This window comes from Acinetobacter sp. AS23 (genome assembly GCF_023612055.1).
GTDB lineage: Bacteria > Pseudomonadota > Gammaproteobacteria > Pseudomonadales > Moraxellaceae > Acinetobacter > Acinetobacter oleivorans.
Window position 1 is genome coordinate 1,897,025 of the sequence record NZ_CP082274.1, and the last position, 16,870, is coordinate 1,913,894.

Below are 16,870 nucleotides of genomic sequence, written 5' to 3' on the forward strand. Positions count from 1 at the left end.
AGATCACAACTTAAATGGATTTTAAGTCATCATGTCAAATGCAGTTGAAAAAAATAATTGGATTGAATTACAGGATTTAGCAAATGCTTCAGTAGATGTCATCACTAAACTGATTCATGAAAGAAAAATATCTTGTGAAGAACTCGTGCATCATTACTTCGACACTATTGAAAAACAACAGTCTTTAAATGTTTTTATTAGCACAGATAAAGCTTCAGCAATTCAACAAGCTCAATATTGGGATAAATATCTACTTAGTGGAAAACCATATCCAGCTTTGATGGGCATTTTAATTGCGGTTAAAGATAATATTCATGTTGCAGGTTTCCCAAATAGTGCAGGCACACCAGCTTTAGCTGATTTTAAACCTCAAAGTTCCGCACTGATTATTCAAAAACTTATTGATCACGGCGCGATCATTGTTGGTAAAACTAATATGCACGAATTGGCCTTTGGGGTAACAGGTTATAATACTGCTATGCACATTGAAGGCGTTGTCGGTACACGAAATGCCGTAAACCCATTACACATTGCTGGTGGGTCTTCTTCTGGTAGTGCTGCGGCTGTTGCCGCAGGAATGGTTCCAATTTCGATTGGTACAGACACTGGTGCTTCGATTCGTTTACCAAGTGCGTTAAATGGTTGCGTCGGCTTTCGTCCCACGGTAGGACGATATTCACAAGAGAGTATTACACCAATTTCACATACGCGGGATACGGCTGGTCCTATTGCACACACAGTATCTGACATTATTTTAATTGATCAGCTCATTACCCAAGAGCCAAAGAAAGAACTATTGCAGCCTCATCAAATTAGGCTCGGTATTACCCCATATTTTTGGAATGATTTAGATGAAGATGTTCGTGAGCAGGCTCATATTGCGCTTGAGCTTTTAAAAGAGGCAGGAGTCGAAATTATTAATGTCGATATGCCGAATTTAGAACAGCTCAATCATGCTATTTCATTTCCAGTAGTCGTCTATGAAGGCAAATATGACCTTATTCAATATTTGAAAGATCATCATGTAAATTTGACCATTGAAACTGTAGTTGATCAGATCTCAAGCCCAGATGTTCAGGCAATTTTTAAACAGAATATCCTTCCGCAATTAATTCAAGATCAGACTGGGCAACTTGTTCCTGTTTTACCTTTCTATGAAAAGGCCATCAGTGAAGCTCGGCCTCAATTGCTTGAACTTTACCAAAACACATTTAAAGCGCATAACTTACATGCTTTATTACTTCCGACATCACCGATTGTTGCACCGCTAGCAAATGAACAATCCAATTCAATTGAAAATTTCCAGACACTCATTCGAAATACGGACCCCGGCAGTAATATTGGATTACCAGGGCTGAGTTTGCCGATTGGAAAGGGAGCGAAATCGAAACTACCAGTTGGATTAGAAATTGATGGTTTACCTCATCACGATAGTGAAATACTTGCGATTGGTATGACTTTAGAAGAAATATTTAAGGTTTTAAATAAGTAAAAAAATAAACCGATAATTCTCTATTTTTTAAATAAAAAAGAGTTAAAAGTAACTCTTTTTTTAGATTAATTTTGTTTTTGAATAATGCTCGGCTTCTTAAAAATAAGTTGGATTTGGTCTGAAAATTTTTATGGTATTTAACTTGATGTAGTTAATTATAAATATATTGAAAATACATATTTAATAAGCTGCGCTTTACTATTGTTGATAAATCTGCATATTTATCTTTTATGCTTCTATAAATATTATAAAAATTCTCGAAGAATTTCTTTAAATTACATATTGCTCCAATTAAATCAACATAAGTTATACAAAGTAAGCGCTAATTTTTAATATTAATACAATAAATTTTTCTACCAATTAATCATTTTTATATAAATAATTATTTTTTTAAGCTGTTGATTTTATTTATTTAAATTAATTTTTAAAGAAAGTTTTTATAATTAAATTTTTTAGAAAATATAAAATTATATAATTTTTAAATATTTTTTTTATAGCATGCAGCGTATTGGCTTAAATGGAAAAAATATATGTCAAAAGGGTCAATGATATTTAATCGATTTAAGAACCATAATTTGCACCAAATTTTACGCTGTCACGATTCATTGAATAAACCAAGTGAAAAGTTACGTAAAAAAGACGCTAATAATTTATTGGTGTAAATAAAAAATCGAATATTACAAATAAACGGAATGAATATGGATAACGTAGCTCAGCTAGAAACTGACACTAATTTCCAAAGTCGAAAGAAAATAACTTGGGGTGTTTTTAGTGTCCTGCTGTTATTTTTAATCGCAGGCATTATATATTATTTTTTTGTATACCGATTTTATCAATCTACTGATAATGCTTATGTTCAGGCAGATGTTACTTGGGTCATGCCAAAGATTTCAGGCGAAGTGATTGAGTTATTAATTAACGATAATCAGTTTGTAAAGAAAGGGGAAACTTTGGCGGTATTAGACCACCGCGATTACCAAGCTCGTTATGATCAGGCGAGTTCTGTCGTCAGCTTAAAAGAAGCGGCGCTTGGTGTACAACAGCAAAATGAAAAGTCTGCTAAATCTTCCATTACTGAAGCAAAGAGTGGTGTAGTGGCAGCGCAAGCAGAATTAACTCGTTTAAGAAAAGATTTTGAGCGTTATCAAGATTTATTAAAAGATGGGGTGATTACCCGACAAAACTTTGAAGGGGTTCAATCTCAATATTTAACTGCTCAGGCGCAGCTCAGCAAAGCGCAAGCCGCCGTAAATGCGGCAGAAGCTCAGTTAGGCAGTTTACAAGCCAGTCGAGCGCAGCTTTTAGCAGATATTCAAAGTGCCAATGCAAACTTAAACCTATATCAGGTCGATCTGGCTTCCTCAAAAGTGGTCAGTCCTGTAAACGGTAAAATCGGTAGTCTTGCAATTCAAAAAGGCTCACGTGTTTCTCCGCAAACGCGCTTAATGGCGATCATTCCTGAAAACAGTTTGTATGTACAAGCGAATTTCAAAGAAACCCAAATTGAGAAAATGCATATTGGTCAGAAAGTTGAACTCAAACTTGATGCCTATCCAAGCCTGACCTATAGCGGAAAAATTGAAAGTTTTTCACCAGCTTCAGGCGCAACTTTTTCACTCATGCCACCAGATAATGCCACAGGAAACTTTAACAAAGTTGTTCAGCGTATTCCTGTGCGTATTGCCATAGATTCAAGCCCGCATATCGATTTGATAAAACCTGGTATGTCGGTCAGTGCCACCGTTGACCTAAGAACTTAATAATAAAATTTTAGGTAATAAGACATGAATAAGCACGTTGACGCCGAGTGGATGTTTCCCGCAAAGACGGCATGGGCAATTTTTGCGGCCATGATTTTTGGCAACTTTATGGCGATTCTTGATATTCAGATTGTGGCGAGTTCTTTAAACGAAGTTCAAGCTGGAATGAGTGCAAGTCGTTACGAAGTCACTTGGGTGCAAACGGTTTATTTAATTGCCGAGATTATTGCAATTCCAATGTCGAGTATTGTGTCGCGGGTGCTTTCAACACGGGTGTATTACACCATCTGTGCAATTGGTTTTACGGTCAGTTCGTTACTTTGTGCCTTGGCATGGAACTTAGAAAGTTTATTAGTTTTTCGTGGCATTCAAGGTTTTATGGGCGGCGGCATGATTCCGACCTCCATGACCGCGTTGTATCTACTTTTCCCTGAAGCAAAACGCTCATTGCCGTTAGTCATGTTTGGAATGATCAGTACTTTGGGCCCAGCGATTGGCCCAACCATTGGCGGCTGGTTAACCAATAACTTCTCATGGCACTGGATGTTCCTGATCAATATTATTCCGGGCATTATCATTGCTACGGTCATCTACTCGGGTCCAAATATTGACCGTGCAAACTATTCACTCATTAAAAGCATGGATTGGTTTAGCCTCGTTGGTATGGCGATGTTTTTGGGTGGGCTTGAATATTTCCTTGATGAAGGCGCAAGACATGACTGGCTTGCAGACACAGGGGTTCGAGTTGCCTTTATGATCTGCGTTGTGGGCGGCATGATTTTCTTCTCTAGAAGTTTTACTCAGCCTAAACCTTTGCTCGATTTATCCGTATTTAAAAATAAAAACTTTACCTTAAGTGCCATCACAACTTTTGTGATTGGCATGGCGCTCTATGGCTTGGGTTACATGATTCCCGTCTTTCTTGGGCAAGTCCGTGAAATGAACAGTAGCCAAATTGGTCACGTCATGATGGTGACAGGCATTGTGATGTTCTGCTTTGCGCCATTTCTTGCGTGGCTTATTCCCAATTTTGATACCCGAAAAACCGTATTTGTCGGAATGATTTTGGCGGGCTTTGGTGTATGGCTCAATTCACATTTGAGCATTCATAGTGATTACGACTTTATGTTCTGGCCGCAAATTTACCGTGGTATTGGCCTCATGATCTGTCTGATTGTGGTTTCGCATTTAGCCATGAGCACTTTGCCACTCAGTAAAGTTGCCGATGCCAGCGGTATTTATAACCTGATGCGTAATATTGGCGGAGCGGTTGGGCTAGCTCTCATTAACTCATCTTTAGATTGGCTGACTGCGCTTCATGTTACCCAGATTAATCAGTCGATGACACCGCAAAACTGGATTTTTACAGAACGACTTGACCAACTCACGGCGCAATATCAAGAAGTCGGCTCAAATGCACAGCAAATAGCGCTCAGCGTGATCTATCGTGACATTCATTTTCAAGCACTTACATCTAGTTTTAATGATTTATTACGCATGCTCGCAATCATCATGTTTGTGACCGCCTTTTTAACCATCTTTATGGATCGGGGGAAGAAAATGAACATGTAGCGATTTAGAAATAAAGAGTAGCTTTCAAAGAATGAAAAACAATAGGGCATATCAAAACGTATCCCTTCATAGAAAAAGAACATTGAGATGAGTTTTCTAAAATCGGTTGATGAGATCGGGGAACTCGCAAATTAGAGGTGGAAGGTTAAAGGATTATGATTAATACAACGTATAAACTAATTTCAAAATTGAACCTAAAAAACACGACTTATGGTCAATATTTTGAAAAAGAGCAAATCGATACAGAGCGATTAAAAGTGATGTATTCCATTTACGAACAGTATTATGAAAATACGAGATTTTCTATTTTCGTAGATGATTTTAAAAATAAAAGCGGTGCGATCTTAATTTTTGACTCGGAGACAGATGAGATTGTGGGGTTCTCAACCGTTGTTGTGCAGCACTTCTATTTAAACGGTAAAGACTACACCGTGTTATTTAGCGGTGATACGGTCATTTTGAAGAAGTTTTGGGGTACACGTAGTCTGCAAAGTACCATGCTCAAACTCATGATTAAGCTTCGAATCAAATATCCATTTAACGAGCTCTATTGGCTTCTGATTTCTAAAGGCTATAAGACCTACCTCTTACTTGCCAATAACTACTATGTGTATTACCCAAATATTAAAGACGAAAATCAGCATCTCTCGGAAGTGGTTGAGCATTACTGTGAGAAATTCTTTGGCGAATACTACGACCGTGAAGCTGGCTTATTAAACTTTGGTGATGACTATCAACCATTAAAAGGTGAAGTCGCACCGATTACTGCCGAAATGAGACAAAAGAACCCAAACATTCATTTCTTTGAGCAGTTGAATCCAACATGGAGTGCGGGTACGGAATTACCGTGTATTGGTCGATTAGGCTGGAAAGATATTGCCCGCTTCCCTGTGAAGCTCATGACTAAACCTACAAGTAAGGGAAGATGCGAAGCACGTAAAACGTCGAAAACAAACCGTAGAGAGGCCATCCAATGAAATCTAATGAATGGCTAACTTTGGGTTCGCATCTGATTTTAAAAAAATGGTGTGATGCATCCGATCGTAATTTTCAAAAACAGTTTAATGCGTTAGAAGCGACACAACGTCAAATCCTGCATTCGATTTTACAGACCTCTACATTTGCTAAAGATAAGAAAGTTCAAAACTATGAGCAGTTTGTAAAATCATTTCCTGCGACACGTTATGGCGCATGGCGAGAAGACATTCAACGCTACCGTGAACAAAAGCTTTCACTATCTAGCAGTAAGCTGGTTCGTTTCCAGCCGACCAGTGGGTCGAGTGAACAAATTAAGTTTATTCCATATACCAAACTGTTTTTAGATGAGCTTGATCATGCGATTGCGCCGTGGATGGCAAGTCTATACCGTAAATGTCCGCAGCTTAGTTCGGGAACGCATTACTGGTCGGTGTCATGGTTACCTGAAAGCCAGCGTGAAGTTTTAAAAGATAAAAACCTAAATGATGATAGTGCGCTACTCGGTGTAGGTAAGCGAATTTTGTCTAAGTTTACTCAAGCGGTTCCAAGTAACGTTGCCTTTGCAGCCAATGCCGATGATGCACTCTTTGCCACGATTTGCTATTTGGTGGCAAACCGTAACTTAGCGATGATTTCGGTGTGGAGTCCAACGTTTGCGCTGCAATTGCTGGAACGTTTGGAGTCACTACAACAAGACGTGATTGAGGTTTTACAAAGTGGTTCATGGGGTAACCGTCAGGCTTCATTAAAAGAAGTCACTGCACCGCATAGTCCTGAAAGTGCTCAAGCCTTAATTGCAAGTTCAAACGGCGAACAGATCGACTTTAAAAAGCTCTGGCCAAAGTTAAGTTTAGTGTCGAGTTGGGATACCGCAGGTTCAAAAGCTTGGGCCGAAAAATTACAAGAGAAATTACCCAGTGTTCAGTTTGAAGGCAAAGGGCTATGGGCGACTGAAGGTGTAGTGACCATTCCCTATAATGACCAATACCCATTGGCCTATCAAAGTCACTTCTATGAATTTGAATATTTAGAAGGTGAGAAGCAAGGTCAAATCATTCCGTCGTGGCAGCTTAAACAAGGCGATGTGGTGAGCCCGCTCATTACTTCGGGTAATGGCTTACTTCGCTACTGTTTGGATGACTGCTTACGGGTAACAGGCTTTATAGAGCAAATTCCGTGTTTTGAATTCCAAGGCCGCCGTTTTGGGGTCGATCTGGTCGGTGAAAAACTTGCACCTGAAACAGCTCAACAGTTGTTGTCTCAGTTAAATGAAACAGAATCGAAAGCGATTTCTTTACTCGCGATTGATACCCAACAACAAGTTAAACCATTTTACTGCGTACTTTTTGAAGGCGACATTCATCACAGCGTTAGCAATGAATATATCGACAGTATTTTGCGTCAAAACTTCCATTATGAACTTGCACGAAACTTGGGACAGCTCGATCAACCTCAGATTCGCCAAGCCAATAATGGGTGGAATGCCTATAAAAAACTGGTCATGTTTGATGGCATTATCGAAGGCAATATCAAACCTGAGCCACTCAAAAAAGTCACCCTCAATAGTTTGGAACAACTATGAAAGGGATGAAGTCATTTAATACTCGGTTTTTAACACTTCGACACGCCTTGTATCTAGGCGTGTTGGTTGTGTCGAACACACACGCCATGACTTTAGATGAAGCTTTGTCAGCCAGTTTAAGACATGAAAGTCAGCTTGAAGTCAGTCGTTTAAGCGTGAATCAGTCCACCGCTATGCTTGAGCAAGCCAAACAGCGTGACGGACTCAAAGTCAATTTAGTCGGGCAACTTGACTATGAAAGAATAGATACGCCTTCACACGTTCTGTTTCCAACCGAAGGAAACCGTAAAGGTCGAAGTTTGCAATTGCAGGCTGATTATCCAATTTATACCTCTGGTCGACACCGTTTAGGAATAGATGTTGCCGAAAGTCAGCTTTCTGCCCAAAACCAAGGTTTGTCAGATCAACGATCTGAAACCATTTTAAATACCGTAATGGTCTATACCGATGTATTAAAGAAGAAAGCTATTTTAGAACTCAGACAAAAGACCATGGCAAATCTGCAACGGTCTTTATATGAGTCAAAGCGCCGTTTTGACGTGGGAATGATTACCCGTGCGGACTTGGCTCAGGTTTTGGCGCAAGTTGCTCAAGGCCAAGCTGATATTACACAGGCCCAATCTAACTTAACTGTAAGCGAAGCCCAGTTTTATCAAGTAACGGGAACAACACCTGATAACCTTGTTGCGATTAAACAGCTACCCGCTATTCCCATGAGCTTAGATGAAATTTTGGCGCAAACCAAAAACCATCCAGCTTTAATGCGTAGTAAATACGAAAAGCAAGCCGCAGAAAAGCAATATGCTCTCACCAAACGCGAACTATGGCCAACGGTCATGCTCACCAGCCGTGCCGGAAAACAAGATGAAGCAAGCTATATTGGTTCTGAAAGTAATAACTACATGGTTGGGGTGCAGCTTAATGTACCGCTCTATGACGATGGCTTAAATCGGGCCAACATCAAAAAAGCACAGGCCGATATCGATTTGGCTAACCAAAAAACGCGAAGTCTTGAACTGGATTTAAATAAACGTACACGCACGACCTATGCACAGCTTCAAACCATTCGACAAAATAAAGAAGCACTGGCAAATGCCATAGAGGCAGCGTCTATTGCCTTTGTCTACACACGTAAAGAGTTCGACGTCGGCACCAAAACCACGTTTGATTTGCTCAATACCGAGCAAAAGTTACTCGATGCAGAAACTCAGAAAACCGTGAATGACCAAGACGAAGTGGTGTTTGTCTATCAGCTACTCGACCAAATGGGGCGTTTAAATAACTTAGTTCCCACACAGACCGCACAACAGGTGAATAATGAATAAAACAAATCCACCACTTGCTAACAATACCTTGATTACCCGTGAAGCAACTTTGGCAGATGATCAGGCTTTACGAGACTTAATCGCCGTACCCATGACCACCAAAGGCATACAAATTAGCTTTCAGCGCGAACCGAGCTATTTTAGAGCGTCTGACATTGTCTATCGACATAAACTGCATGTGGTGATTGAAGATACCGAAAGCCAAAAGAAGCTTGCTTGTTATAGCAATGGTTACCGCCCATGTTATGTCGATCGGAGCATTCAAAACTTGCGATACGCTGGCGACTTACGTGTAGATCATAACTATCGGGGTAAATCACTGGTGAAGGTTTTGGCAAAGCATGTAAAACAAACCATGCATGAACCGAACTATAGCCAAATGATTATTTTTGATGATAACCATGCCGCACGCGCTGCCATCCAAACGGGCAAAACGGGAATGCCTGATTATTATGATGAAGGGCTTATTGAGACATTAAGTCTGACCGATACTGGCGCAAAACGAAAAATCACGGCTTTTTTAAAACAAGTTGATAAACAGATTGATCTTAAAGAAATCCGTACATGTGTTGCTGAAGCTCAGCATGTAGAAGCCATGAATCGGTTTATTGCCGACATGGCAGAGTTTTATAACTTTATACCAGCCTATAACTTTGAAGAACTGGCTCAAGGTCATCAGTACTTTTCAGGAATAAAACTCGCAGACTTTTCACTTTACTTTAAGGGTGAAAAACTGATGGGCATGTTTGGTTTATGGGATCAGCACAGTATTAAGCAAACTAAAATTTTGCATTACAGTTCAGTCATTGGAATTTTTAGACCCGTTTATAACTTGCTGACTCCAATTACCAAAGGTATGCGTTTGCCTAAACTTGGCGACTCTATCAAGTACCATGTGCTACATACGCTTATGTGCCATCCAGAAGATTTGGCTTTGCATCATAAAATGCTCGAAGATGCCTATAACAAATCAAAACAGCAGGGCGTTGGTGTGGTGAGCTTTACGCTTTCACATAAAGACCCGCGCTATCAGCTAAACCAGTTTTATAAAGGTGAGCGTTTGACTGGTATGCATGGTTTTATTAGTTATGAAGGCGACCCAAGACCAAATTTTGATAAAAACTTGATTCCCTATTTAGAGGTTGGGCGTATTTAATTTAAAGCTTGAAGTGATACTTTGAATGAAGCCCACGAAAGTGGGTTTTGTCATTTTGAATATGAGTGATGAATTTGAAGATCAGTTTATAAAAGAAAATATAGCAATAATTTATAATATAATTATTTAATTTTTAATGGAAAATTATTTTAATTTTTATTGATGCGTAGTCACTAAACGTACATATAGCGCAACTACTATACAAATCGAAATTTAAGAACATGGTAGTTAAGTGATGAAAAAAAGTTTATTGGGCGGCCTTATTCTGTCTTTGTGTACAACTCCAGCTTTTGCATTAAATATTTTATTGGTTAATGATGACGGTCTAACCAGCAATGTCAAAGCACTCTATGATGAATTAAAAGCAAATGGTCATAACGTGCTTGTGTCTGTACCTTGTTCACCACAAAGTGGCCGCGGTGGCGCAATCGTGATGTACAGCTCAACGACCATTTCTGCGGATAATGATAAGCAAATTGCGGCTGAAAACGGTTGTCACAATGGTGCAGCACCAATTGGCGCACCTGCGGCTGGAACCTTTACCAAAGCGGGTTATACCAATGGCGACTGGAATTACACGCATGGCACACCAGTCATGGCAACAATTTATGGACTAGATGTGGTTGCGCCAAAACGATGGGGTAAAGCACCAGACCTAGTTTTATCTGGCCCGAATGAAGGACAAAATGTCGGAAAAGTCGTTGTACACTCTGGCACGATTGGCAATGTACAGTTTTCGGCAGGCCGCGGCATTCCATCAATTGCTTTAAGCGCCGATACCAACACGGTAGATGATAAGACTTTAAACAACCCTAACTCTGCAATTGTGGCAAAACAAACTGTAGTGTTATTAAAAGAATTACAAGCTAAGGCAGGTAAGGGCCAATTGTTGCCAAAAGGCATCACGCTTAATGTTAATTTTCCTAAAAATTTAACAACCAGCACACCTTTTGCTTTTTCAAAAATTGGGACGTATGACTTATATAAATTGAAGTTCCAAGTGACCAAAGACAATAAAGGCAATAACCAGTTTGGCTTAGGAATTGATGCGGCACCATCAGCTCCAACCGCCGCGCAAATGTCGGATGAAAGCGCCGTCATGCAAAGCAAAATTGCTGTGACTGCAATGCAAGTGGCTTACGATCAGCGACCAGCAGCTCAAGAATGGCTCAAAATTCGTTTAAAAAGCCTATTTAACAAGTAAGGAGAAAGACCATGAAACGTTGTTTGCTGGTTTTACTTCTTGGGCTTGGATTGGCGGCTTGTAATGACAATGATCATGATGACCAAGTCTCGACTGAAAAACCTGCATTAGCTCCGAGCTTAGATGTCGGTACTTATATTATTAGTACCGAAACTGATGAAGAGCTACCAATGGCGGGTAAATACTATTCTGGTGCAGATGGTTCTAAATTATTGGTTTTAGATGATGACGAAAACCGTGCCAAAATTGTGATGAGCTATGACGCAAAAACCAAAGCTTGGCAGAGCAACCAGTCTAATCAAGCGATGACCGTTGAATTAGCACATTATGAAAAAATTGATGATCAGAAAATTATGCTGAATCAATTGGTCGGTACCTACGATTTATCTTTTCCAGATGGAACAACGGTCAATGCCGAGGTGAATGCACAAGGCAAAATTGTCTCGAAAGACCCAAATTGTGTGTTTACAGGTGTTATTACTGAAAGTGCATTAGCCAATACGGCAAACTATCAACTGACCGATAATAAGTGTGATGCGCTAAAGAATAACTCGAAAGGCTATATCATGGTAGATGAAGACTTAGAACCTATGAGTTTTAGACTCGTATCTGACACAGTTGCCTCAAAAGATATTTGGGCATTTGCACAATCTTAAAAATAAAAAGGCAACGGATTCATTTCGTTGTCTTTTCATTCCAACCTGTCTTGGGCTGTTGAAACAATTAACATGGTTTGAAGGTAATAATCTACACGCGGGTGATTATTGTCCTTATGCGAGTTATGCGCATTAAAGGCTGCATCATGAAGTTTCACGACTCGAGCGATCGGATTCGAACTACAACGAATTAAATATTCTTCGCGTGTTTCGCTTTCCCGTTTAGTTAATGCATCAACGGCATCACGGACTTCCTTTCCAAATAAACTTTCGATTTTGTCTAGCGTAAGAGGTGTGTCTTCAACGCTATCGTGTAGAAGGGCTGTAATAATATAGACTTGTGAAAATCGATGCTCAATTAATGAATTGACCACACCTTTAATATGGTAATCAAAGTAATCATGAGAACCATACTTTTGACCTTGATGAGATTCTTTTGACAATTTCTCTGCTAATTCAACTTTATTTTGAGTCATTTTTTGCTCTTATCACTTTAAGTATATGACACGGCCTACTTTGTGAGATGGGACGCTTAGGTCATAATTTTATACTGAATACTCAAAATAGGCATATATAAAAAGCAGCCCCGAAATGAGACTGCTCATTTTTAAGTGAACGATGAATCGGCATTCTTCATAAGCTTTAAATATTTGATAAAGTGAATGAGCTATTACCGCCTGTTAAAGCTACGTTCGTACCATTGATTAATAGAACAGGTTTATTTCCACCAATATTGGTTACGGCTAAGCTACCAAACCACCAATTGTTATGTCCAACATAGTGACCTTGAGCGAGATATACGGGAATGGAAGCCGACGAAGTTTGCAAATTAACGCCAAAGTAAAAGTTAAGCTTGCTAGGGGTGTCGCCACTACTTTGACTATCAGCAAACATGTGACTACCTTTTTGTAATAGTTCAACATAACTATTAGCAACCTGCGAAGAGCCGCTACGGTCGCAGTCTAAAGTGATAGTCCAGACATTCCCTTTTTTAGTAATGGAGGGTGGCGGTTCACAGGTTTCACCGTCTGTATATACAACAGAACCATCAATATATGTGATATTGGTTAATAGCCCAGTATCATCAGTAATAACAACAGTGTTGGATGAAGTTGACATGATTAAATCCTCTTAAATTATGTTTTATCCAGTCGCTTTATTTTATTGTTTATAAAAGTAATCGCGCTGGATGCTTTGTCTGGTATTTTAAATACCATTGGTTATAAAGCGTTTAAAGTATGATTTATTTATATGCCTTAGATTTATATTTCATCTTTATTAAAATATCATTTGAGTTGAGTTGTTAATATTATATTTATTCAAAATTAAATCGTTTTTGATACAAATTATTTTTTATTGGGATTTTTTCACTATATTGTTTTTAGGTGTGGAGATGGTTTTCTTTTTTAAAAAGAAAGATAACTTTTAACTGAAATGTGATTAATATTGATAATTCAAGCACTGAATGAAAATAACCTTATTGTTTTTTTTGATTTAAGTGTTTGATATTGGTTGTATAAATACTATACTTTAGTCTGATTAAATTTGTGGCGTTATTATTAAGTTGTATTAATATTTCAATTTAAAGTTTTTTATAGGTTTTTATTGGGTGTTGTTTTAATAAATATTAATCATTAAAAATAATGGGGATTTTACATATAATAATTATCCTTGTGGAAATTTTTATAAATATTAGTGCTGTGGTAATAAAATCCTTTAATTTTATAAATTATGTCATTAATAGGTGGGAGGTGGCTATTAATTACTTAAATAATCTAGAATATTTTTTATTTGTTGATATAGACTCATAAAATAAAATAGGTGCTCAAAATTCAAGCCAAGCTAGACGTTCAGTTTTAATGATTTTGAACTTTAACTTAATGATATAAAATTAGCTTGTAAATATTACTTAAGAATTTTCTTAATTATCTAATTAAATGAAAAATAATAACTATTTAAATAATTTCTAGCCAATTTCACATTGACACCTCAAATATTGGAGATTACCATTTGCGAGCTGGCCTACATTGCCAGTCGGTTGTCGCAGACCGTATTAAGACCGCATCAGGATTATTTCTTCTGAGGAATAGTCTTATGTGTAAGCTCCTCGTTCCCTCCCGTAGCGGTAGGACGGGAGAGGGACACCCTCGGGTGTGCTGGATGTCTTAACCAGTCTGCGAACCCTCTTCCGTTCTGCCACCATAATTCTAATGTCTTGGCAGAACTCCATATATAAGGAGTTGGCTTTGCACATCCATTATTTCTTGGCAGCCTTTGCCAAAAGCTATAACAATACAGCTTAAAACATTTAACGCAGCTTGATCGCCGTAAGGCTTTTCAGGCTTTAGCTCGTTATTACTTAAAACTTAGACAATTAAAACTTGAGATGTGCTGAGCACAGTCTTTATGGCTTTGCTATGCCTTTTTTCTCCCAAAGGCAGCGGTTTTTACATCTCATTTATATACAACAATAATTTTATAACGGTAAAAATATGCCAAAAATAGTTCTCCCAACACGTGCATTACAAGTCGTAAATAAAGCAATTGAGTTATTTCATTACAACGGATTTCATTTAGTCGGCATTGATCGACTTGTGAAAGAGTGTGAAATTCCAAAAGCAACTTTCTATAACTACTTTCACTCTAAAGAACGGCTGATTGAAATCTGTTTGATTGTGCAAAAAGAACGATTAAAAGAAAAAGTGGTCTCAGTGGTTGAATACGACCGCGACGTGAGCGCAATTGATAAACTCAAAAAGCTCTATCTTTTACACACAGATCTAGACGGGCTGTACTACTTATTATTTAAAGCCATTTTTGAAATAAAACTGACCCAACCAAAAGCCTATCAAACCGCCGTGCGATATAGAACATGGCTGACTAATGAAATTTATAGCCAGCTTAGAGCACTTAACCCAGATGTTTCCTTTACAGATGCCAAACTATTTTTATATATGATCGAAGGCGCAGTTATTCAGCGTCTAAGTTCAGATGAAGTTGATGAAAGGGTGTTGGAGGTGTTTTTGAAGGGATGGGGTTAGGATTTTAATTTTTTGAACTTAAAACTTAATACTGATATTTTAAGGAGAAGCTAAATCAATTCATCCTATTTATTGCTAGCTCTCAGTTCGTTAAAGTATATAAAACAAAGAAATAAATTTTAGATAAGGAATTATAAGAATGCAAATTAATCAAGATTCTTTAAATGAAGCTTTGAAACTAAGTGAAGAAATTCTTGGGAATATTGAATTGGGTACTGCCTCTTTATCAAATTGCTCTTTAAAGGCGAGTAGATTAGCTCGTTTGCTTAATGATTTCGAATATCAAAGAATCTTTATTTTTGAAAGTAGTGGCTATCCATGGAATCCAAATGGACTACCAAAAGAAATTTGGAATTTATGCAAATTAGCAAATCGCATTATTGTAGAAAAAGATAAAGAAGGCAATGATGTAGAAAAAGCAAAGTTAGGCTCTATTGGAGCAATAGAAATTGAATTAGATACTATGAAAGATAGTTTAAAGGTTGCACATGACCCTAATATTTCAATAAGTTATGCAAATCCAAATCAATATATTGCCCCAACTAATACTGGAAATTTTGTAGAGAGAAAAAATTTAAGAGATTCTATTAGTAAAAATTCACAGTTTTTATCTCAACGACAAGCCTTTATTTATGAATATGTATCTAATAAATATTATGAATTAAAATATTCAAAGATTACTGCTGATATTTTTTCAAGGAAACGAAAATTAGTTGATGATAAAATTGGTGATTTAATTCCATTATCTGCTCAAAAATTTGCATCGGTGTATGAAAATCTAAATTCTGAAAATACTGAAGATTGGTCAAATGCAGTTCATAGTTGTAGACGAATACTACAAGATATGGCTGATAGAGTTTATCCCGCAAGAGAAGATAAAATTATTGATTTAGGAGCAGGTCGAACTAGATCTATCAAATTAGGTGTAGATAATTATATAAACCGTATTATTGCTTACGTTGAGGAAAATTCTGATTCTGAGAGATTCGAAGATATTGTTGGTTCAAATATAAAGTATTTGGGTGAGCGGTTGGATGCTATCTTTAAAGCTGCTCAGAAGGGATCACATAATATTATTGCAACAAGAGAAGAAGCTGATAGATATGTAATTTATACATATCTCATAGTTGGAGATATTTTGGATTTAGTTGAAACCAATAAAATTCTTCAAGCTTAATTAGTAATATATTAAAAATCCAGTAAAAGGCTAATCGATCATGTCTTTAGAACCTAAATGGTTTTCTTTTCAAGAAGAAATTGCTGCATATTTTAGATCATTAGGTACTAATGCAGATACAAATCAACAAGTACAAGGCGTCCGTACTAAACATGATATTGATGTTTTTGTTAGTACCAAATTTTTGAGTACAGATTTATATTGGATTATTGAGGCAAAAAAATGGAAGAGCAAAGTTCCTAAAGAGAAAGTTCTTGCTCTTAGAACAATTGTGGATGACATCGGTGCAGATAAAGGATTTATTATTTCTGAAGTTGGATTTCAAAAAGGGGCATATGAAGCGGCAGAGAATACTAATATTCTACTTTACACTATGGAGGAGTTTAAAGAAAAAACAAAGCATCTAGTTCATACTGAGATTTTAAAAATGTACGTAGATCGAGCAAGATTGCTTGATATAAGGTATTGGTCACATAGAAAACAAATTCGTAAAGATTATAATCTCCGTCCAGATCTTTTTGATATTGAAATTGATTTCTCTGGAACAGAATTATTAACTTTAATTTTTAAGGCTATTTTTAAAGGAATGAAATCTGAATATCCAATATATTTAATAACTTATTCTAAGAAAAAAATAGGAAATGAAAAAGCTGATAATTTTGATGAGCTAATTAATTGGTTAAATCTAAATTTAAATATGTTAGATAGAATTCTGCTTAAAGCCGAATATAGTATGCTTAAAAATAATGATTTTAAACCAGATACTCTTAGAGCAAAACATATTGAATTTTATGGCTTAACAGAATATCAATCTAATGCTGAACTTTTATCAGATGCTAGCCAACTGGAACTATTATTTGATCAATTGAAAAAACGATCTAGGGAGAAACATTAACTATAAAACAAAAAAATAAGATTTAGACGATT

General features: G+C 37.3%; 14 protein-coding genes. 12 read left to right on the forward strand and 2 right to left on the reverse strand.

What is annotated here, in order from left to right:
• Positions 1–31: 31 nt before the first annotated feature.
• From iaaH to K6I41_RS08940, 9 genes are all read left to right on the forward strand, one after another.
• Positions 32–1,492, forward strand: coding sequence for an indoleacetamide hydrolase (iaaH, locus tag K6I41_RS08900; protein WP_250375679.1), 1,461 nt, complete (start codon positions 32–34; stop codon positions 1,490–1,492).
• A gap of 698 nt (positions 1,493–2,190) precedes the next feature.
• A complete protein-coding gene (locus K6I41_RS08905) occupies positions 2,191–3,252 on the forward strand; it encodes an HlyD family secretion protein (protein ID WP_250375680.1) in 1,062 nt (353 codons plus the stop codon).
• 24 nt (positions 3,253–3,276) lie between these two features.
• The gene (locus K6I41_RS08910) at positions 3,277–4,824 is read left to right on the forward strand and encodes a DHA2 family efflux MFS transporter permease subunit (protein WP_205668864.1); all 1,548 of its coding nucleotides are present in this window, start codon (positions 3,277–3,279) and stop codon (positions 4,822–4,824) included.
• A gap of 188 nt (positions 4,825–5,012) precedes the next feature.
• A complete protein-coding gene (locus K6I41_RS08915) occupies positions 5,013–5,801 on the forward strand; it encodes a hypothetical protein (RefSeq protein ID WP_250375769.1) in 789 nt (262 codons plus the stop codon).
• Entirely contained in the window at positions 5,798–7,384 is a 1,587-nt protein-coding gene (locus K6I41_RS08920) for a GH3 family acyl-acid amido synthetase (protein WP_250375681.1), read from the forward strand. Before K6I41_RS08915 ends, K6I41_RS08920 begins: the two co-directional genes overlap by 4 nt.
• On the forward strand, positions 7,381–8,709 hold the full coding sequence (locus K6I41_RS08925) for a TolC family protein (protein ID WP_250375682.1): 1,329 nt from the start codon (positions 7,381–7,383) through the stop codon (positions 8,707–8,709). The genes K6I41_RS08920 and K6I41_RS08925 overlap by 4 nt, the downstream gene beginning before the upstream one ends.
• The gene (locus K6I41_RS08930) at positions 8,702–9,865 is read left to right on the forward strand and encodes a hypothetical protein (protein WP_250375683.1); all 1,164 of its coding nucleotides are present in this window, start codon (positions 8,702–8,704) and stop codon (positions 9,863–9,865) included. Before K6I41_RS08925 ends, K6I41_RS08930 begins: the two co-directional genes overlap by 8 nt.
• 232 nt (positions 9,866–10,097) lie before the next feature.
• Positions 10,098–11,069 (forward strand): 5'/3'-nucleotidase SurE, encoded by a 972-nt coding sequence (gene surE / locus K6I41_RS08935; RefSeq protein WP_250375684.1) that lies wholly within the window; start codon positions 10,098–10,100, stop codon positions 11,067–11,069.
• A gap of 11 nt (positions 11,070–11,080) precedes the next feature.
• On the forward strand, positions 11,081–11,725 hold the full coding sequence (locus K6I41_RS08940; protein WP_250375685.1) for a hypothetical protein: 645 nt from the start codon (positions 11,081–11,083) through the stop codon (positions 11,723–11,725).
• A gap of 35 nt (positions 11,726–11,760) precedes the next feature.
• Here the strand turns inward: K6I41_RS08940 and K6I41_RS08945 are convergent, their stop codons facing one another.
• On the reverse strand, positions 11,761–12,201 hold the full coding sequence (locus tag K6I41_RS08945) for an HD domain-containing protein (protein ID WP_250375686.1): 441 nt from the start codon (positions 12,199–12,201) through the stop codon (positions 11,761–11,763).
• Between the two features lie 166 nt (positions 12,202–12,367).
• On the reverse strand, positions 12,368–12,844 hold the full coding sequence (locus tag K6I41_RS08950) for a hypothetical protein (protein WP_045125480.1): 477 nt from the start codon (positions 12,842–12,844) through the stop codon (positions 12,368–12,370).
• Between the two features lie 1,373 nt (positions 12,845–14,217).
• On the opposite strand from K6I41_RS08950, the gene K6I41_RS08960 reads away from it, so the two are divergent.
• From K6I41_RS08960 to K6I41_RS08970, 3 genes are all read left to right on the forward strand, one after another.
• Positions 14,218–14,766, forward strand: a complete 549-nt coding sequence (locus K6I41_RS08960) for a TetR/AcrR family transcriptional regulator (RefSeq protein ID WP_250375687.1) — start codon at positions 14,218–14,220, stop codon at positions 14,764–14,766.
• 139 nt (positions 14,767–14,905) lie between these two features.
• Positions 14,906–15,943, forward strand: coding sequence for an AbiTii domain-containing protein (locus tag K6I41_RS08965; protein WP_250375688.1), 1,038 nt, complete (start codon positions 14,906–14,908; stop codon positions 15,941–15,943).
• Between the two features lie 40 nt (positions 15,944–15,983).
• Complete coding sequence (locus tag K6I41_RS08970; protein ID WP_206215876.1) at positions 15,984–16,838, forward strand: restriction endonuclease; 855 nt, start codon at positions 15,984–15,986, stop codon at positions 16,836–16,838.
• Positions 16,839–16,870: the final 32 nt, after the last annotated feature.

Excerpts from the sequence above, each read along its gene's own strand:
- K6I41_RS08925 (WP_250375682.1), top strand. The coding sequence starts at position 7,381 with ATGAAAGGGATGAAGTCATTTAATACTCGGTTTTTAACACTTCGACAC.
- K6I41_RS08960 (WP_250375687.1), top strand. The coding sequence starts at position 14,218 with ATGCCAAAAATAGTTCTCCCAACACGTGCATTACAAGTCGTAAATAAA.
- iaaH (WP_250375679.1), top strand. The coding sequence starts at position 32 with ATGTCAAATGCAGTTGAAAAAAATAATTGGATTGAATTACAGGATTTA.
- K6I41_RS08910 (WP_205668864.1), top strand. The coding sequence starts at position 3,277 with ATGAATAAGCACGTTGACGCCGAGTGGATGTTTCCCGCAAAGACGGCA.
- K6I41_RS08945 (WP_250375686.1), bottom strand. The coding sequence starts at position 12,201 with ATGACTCAAAATAAAGTTGAATTAGCAGAGAAATTGTCAAAAGAATCT.
- K6I41_RS08930 (WP_250375683.1), top strand. The coding sequence starts at position 8,702 with ATGAATAAAACAAATCCACCACTTGCTAACAATACCTTGATTACCCGT.
- K6I41_RS08970 (WP_206215876.1), top strand. The coding sequence starts at position 15,984 with ATGTCTTTAGAACCTAAATGGTTTTCTTTTCAAGAAGAAATTGCTGCA.
- K6I41_RS08905 (WP_250375680.1), top strand. The coding sequence starts at position 2,191 with ATGGATAACGTAGCTCAGCTAGAAACTGACACTAATTTCCAAAGTCGA.
- K6I41_RS08940 (WP_250375685.1), top strand. The coding sequence starts at position 11,081 with ATGAAACGTTGTTTGCTGGTTTTACTTCTTGGGCTTGGATTGGCGGCT.
- K6I41_RS08950 (WP_045125480.1), bottom strand. The coding sequence starts at position 12,844 with ATGTCAACTTCATCCAACACTGTTGTTATTACTGATGATACTGGGCTA.
- K6I41_RS08920 (WP_250375681.1), top strand. The coding sequence starts at position 5,798 with ATGAAATCTAATGAATGGCTAACTTTGGGTTCGCATCTGATTTTAAAA.
- K6I41_RS08965 (WP_250375688.1), top strand. The coding sequence starts at position 14,906 with ATGCAAATTAATCAAGATTCTTTAAATGAAGCTTTGAAACTAAGTGAA.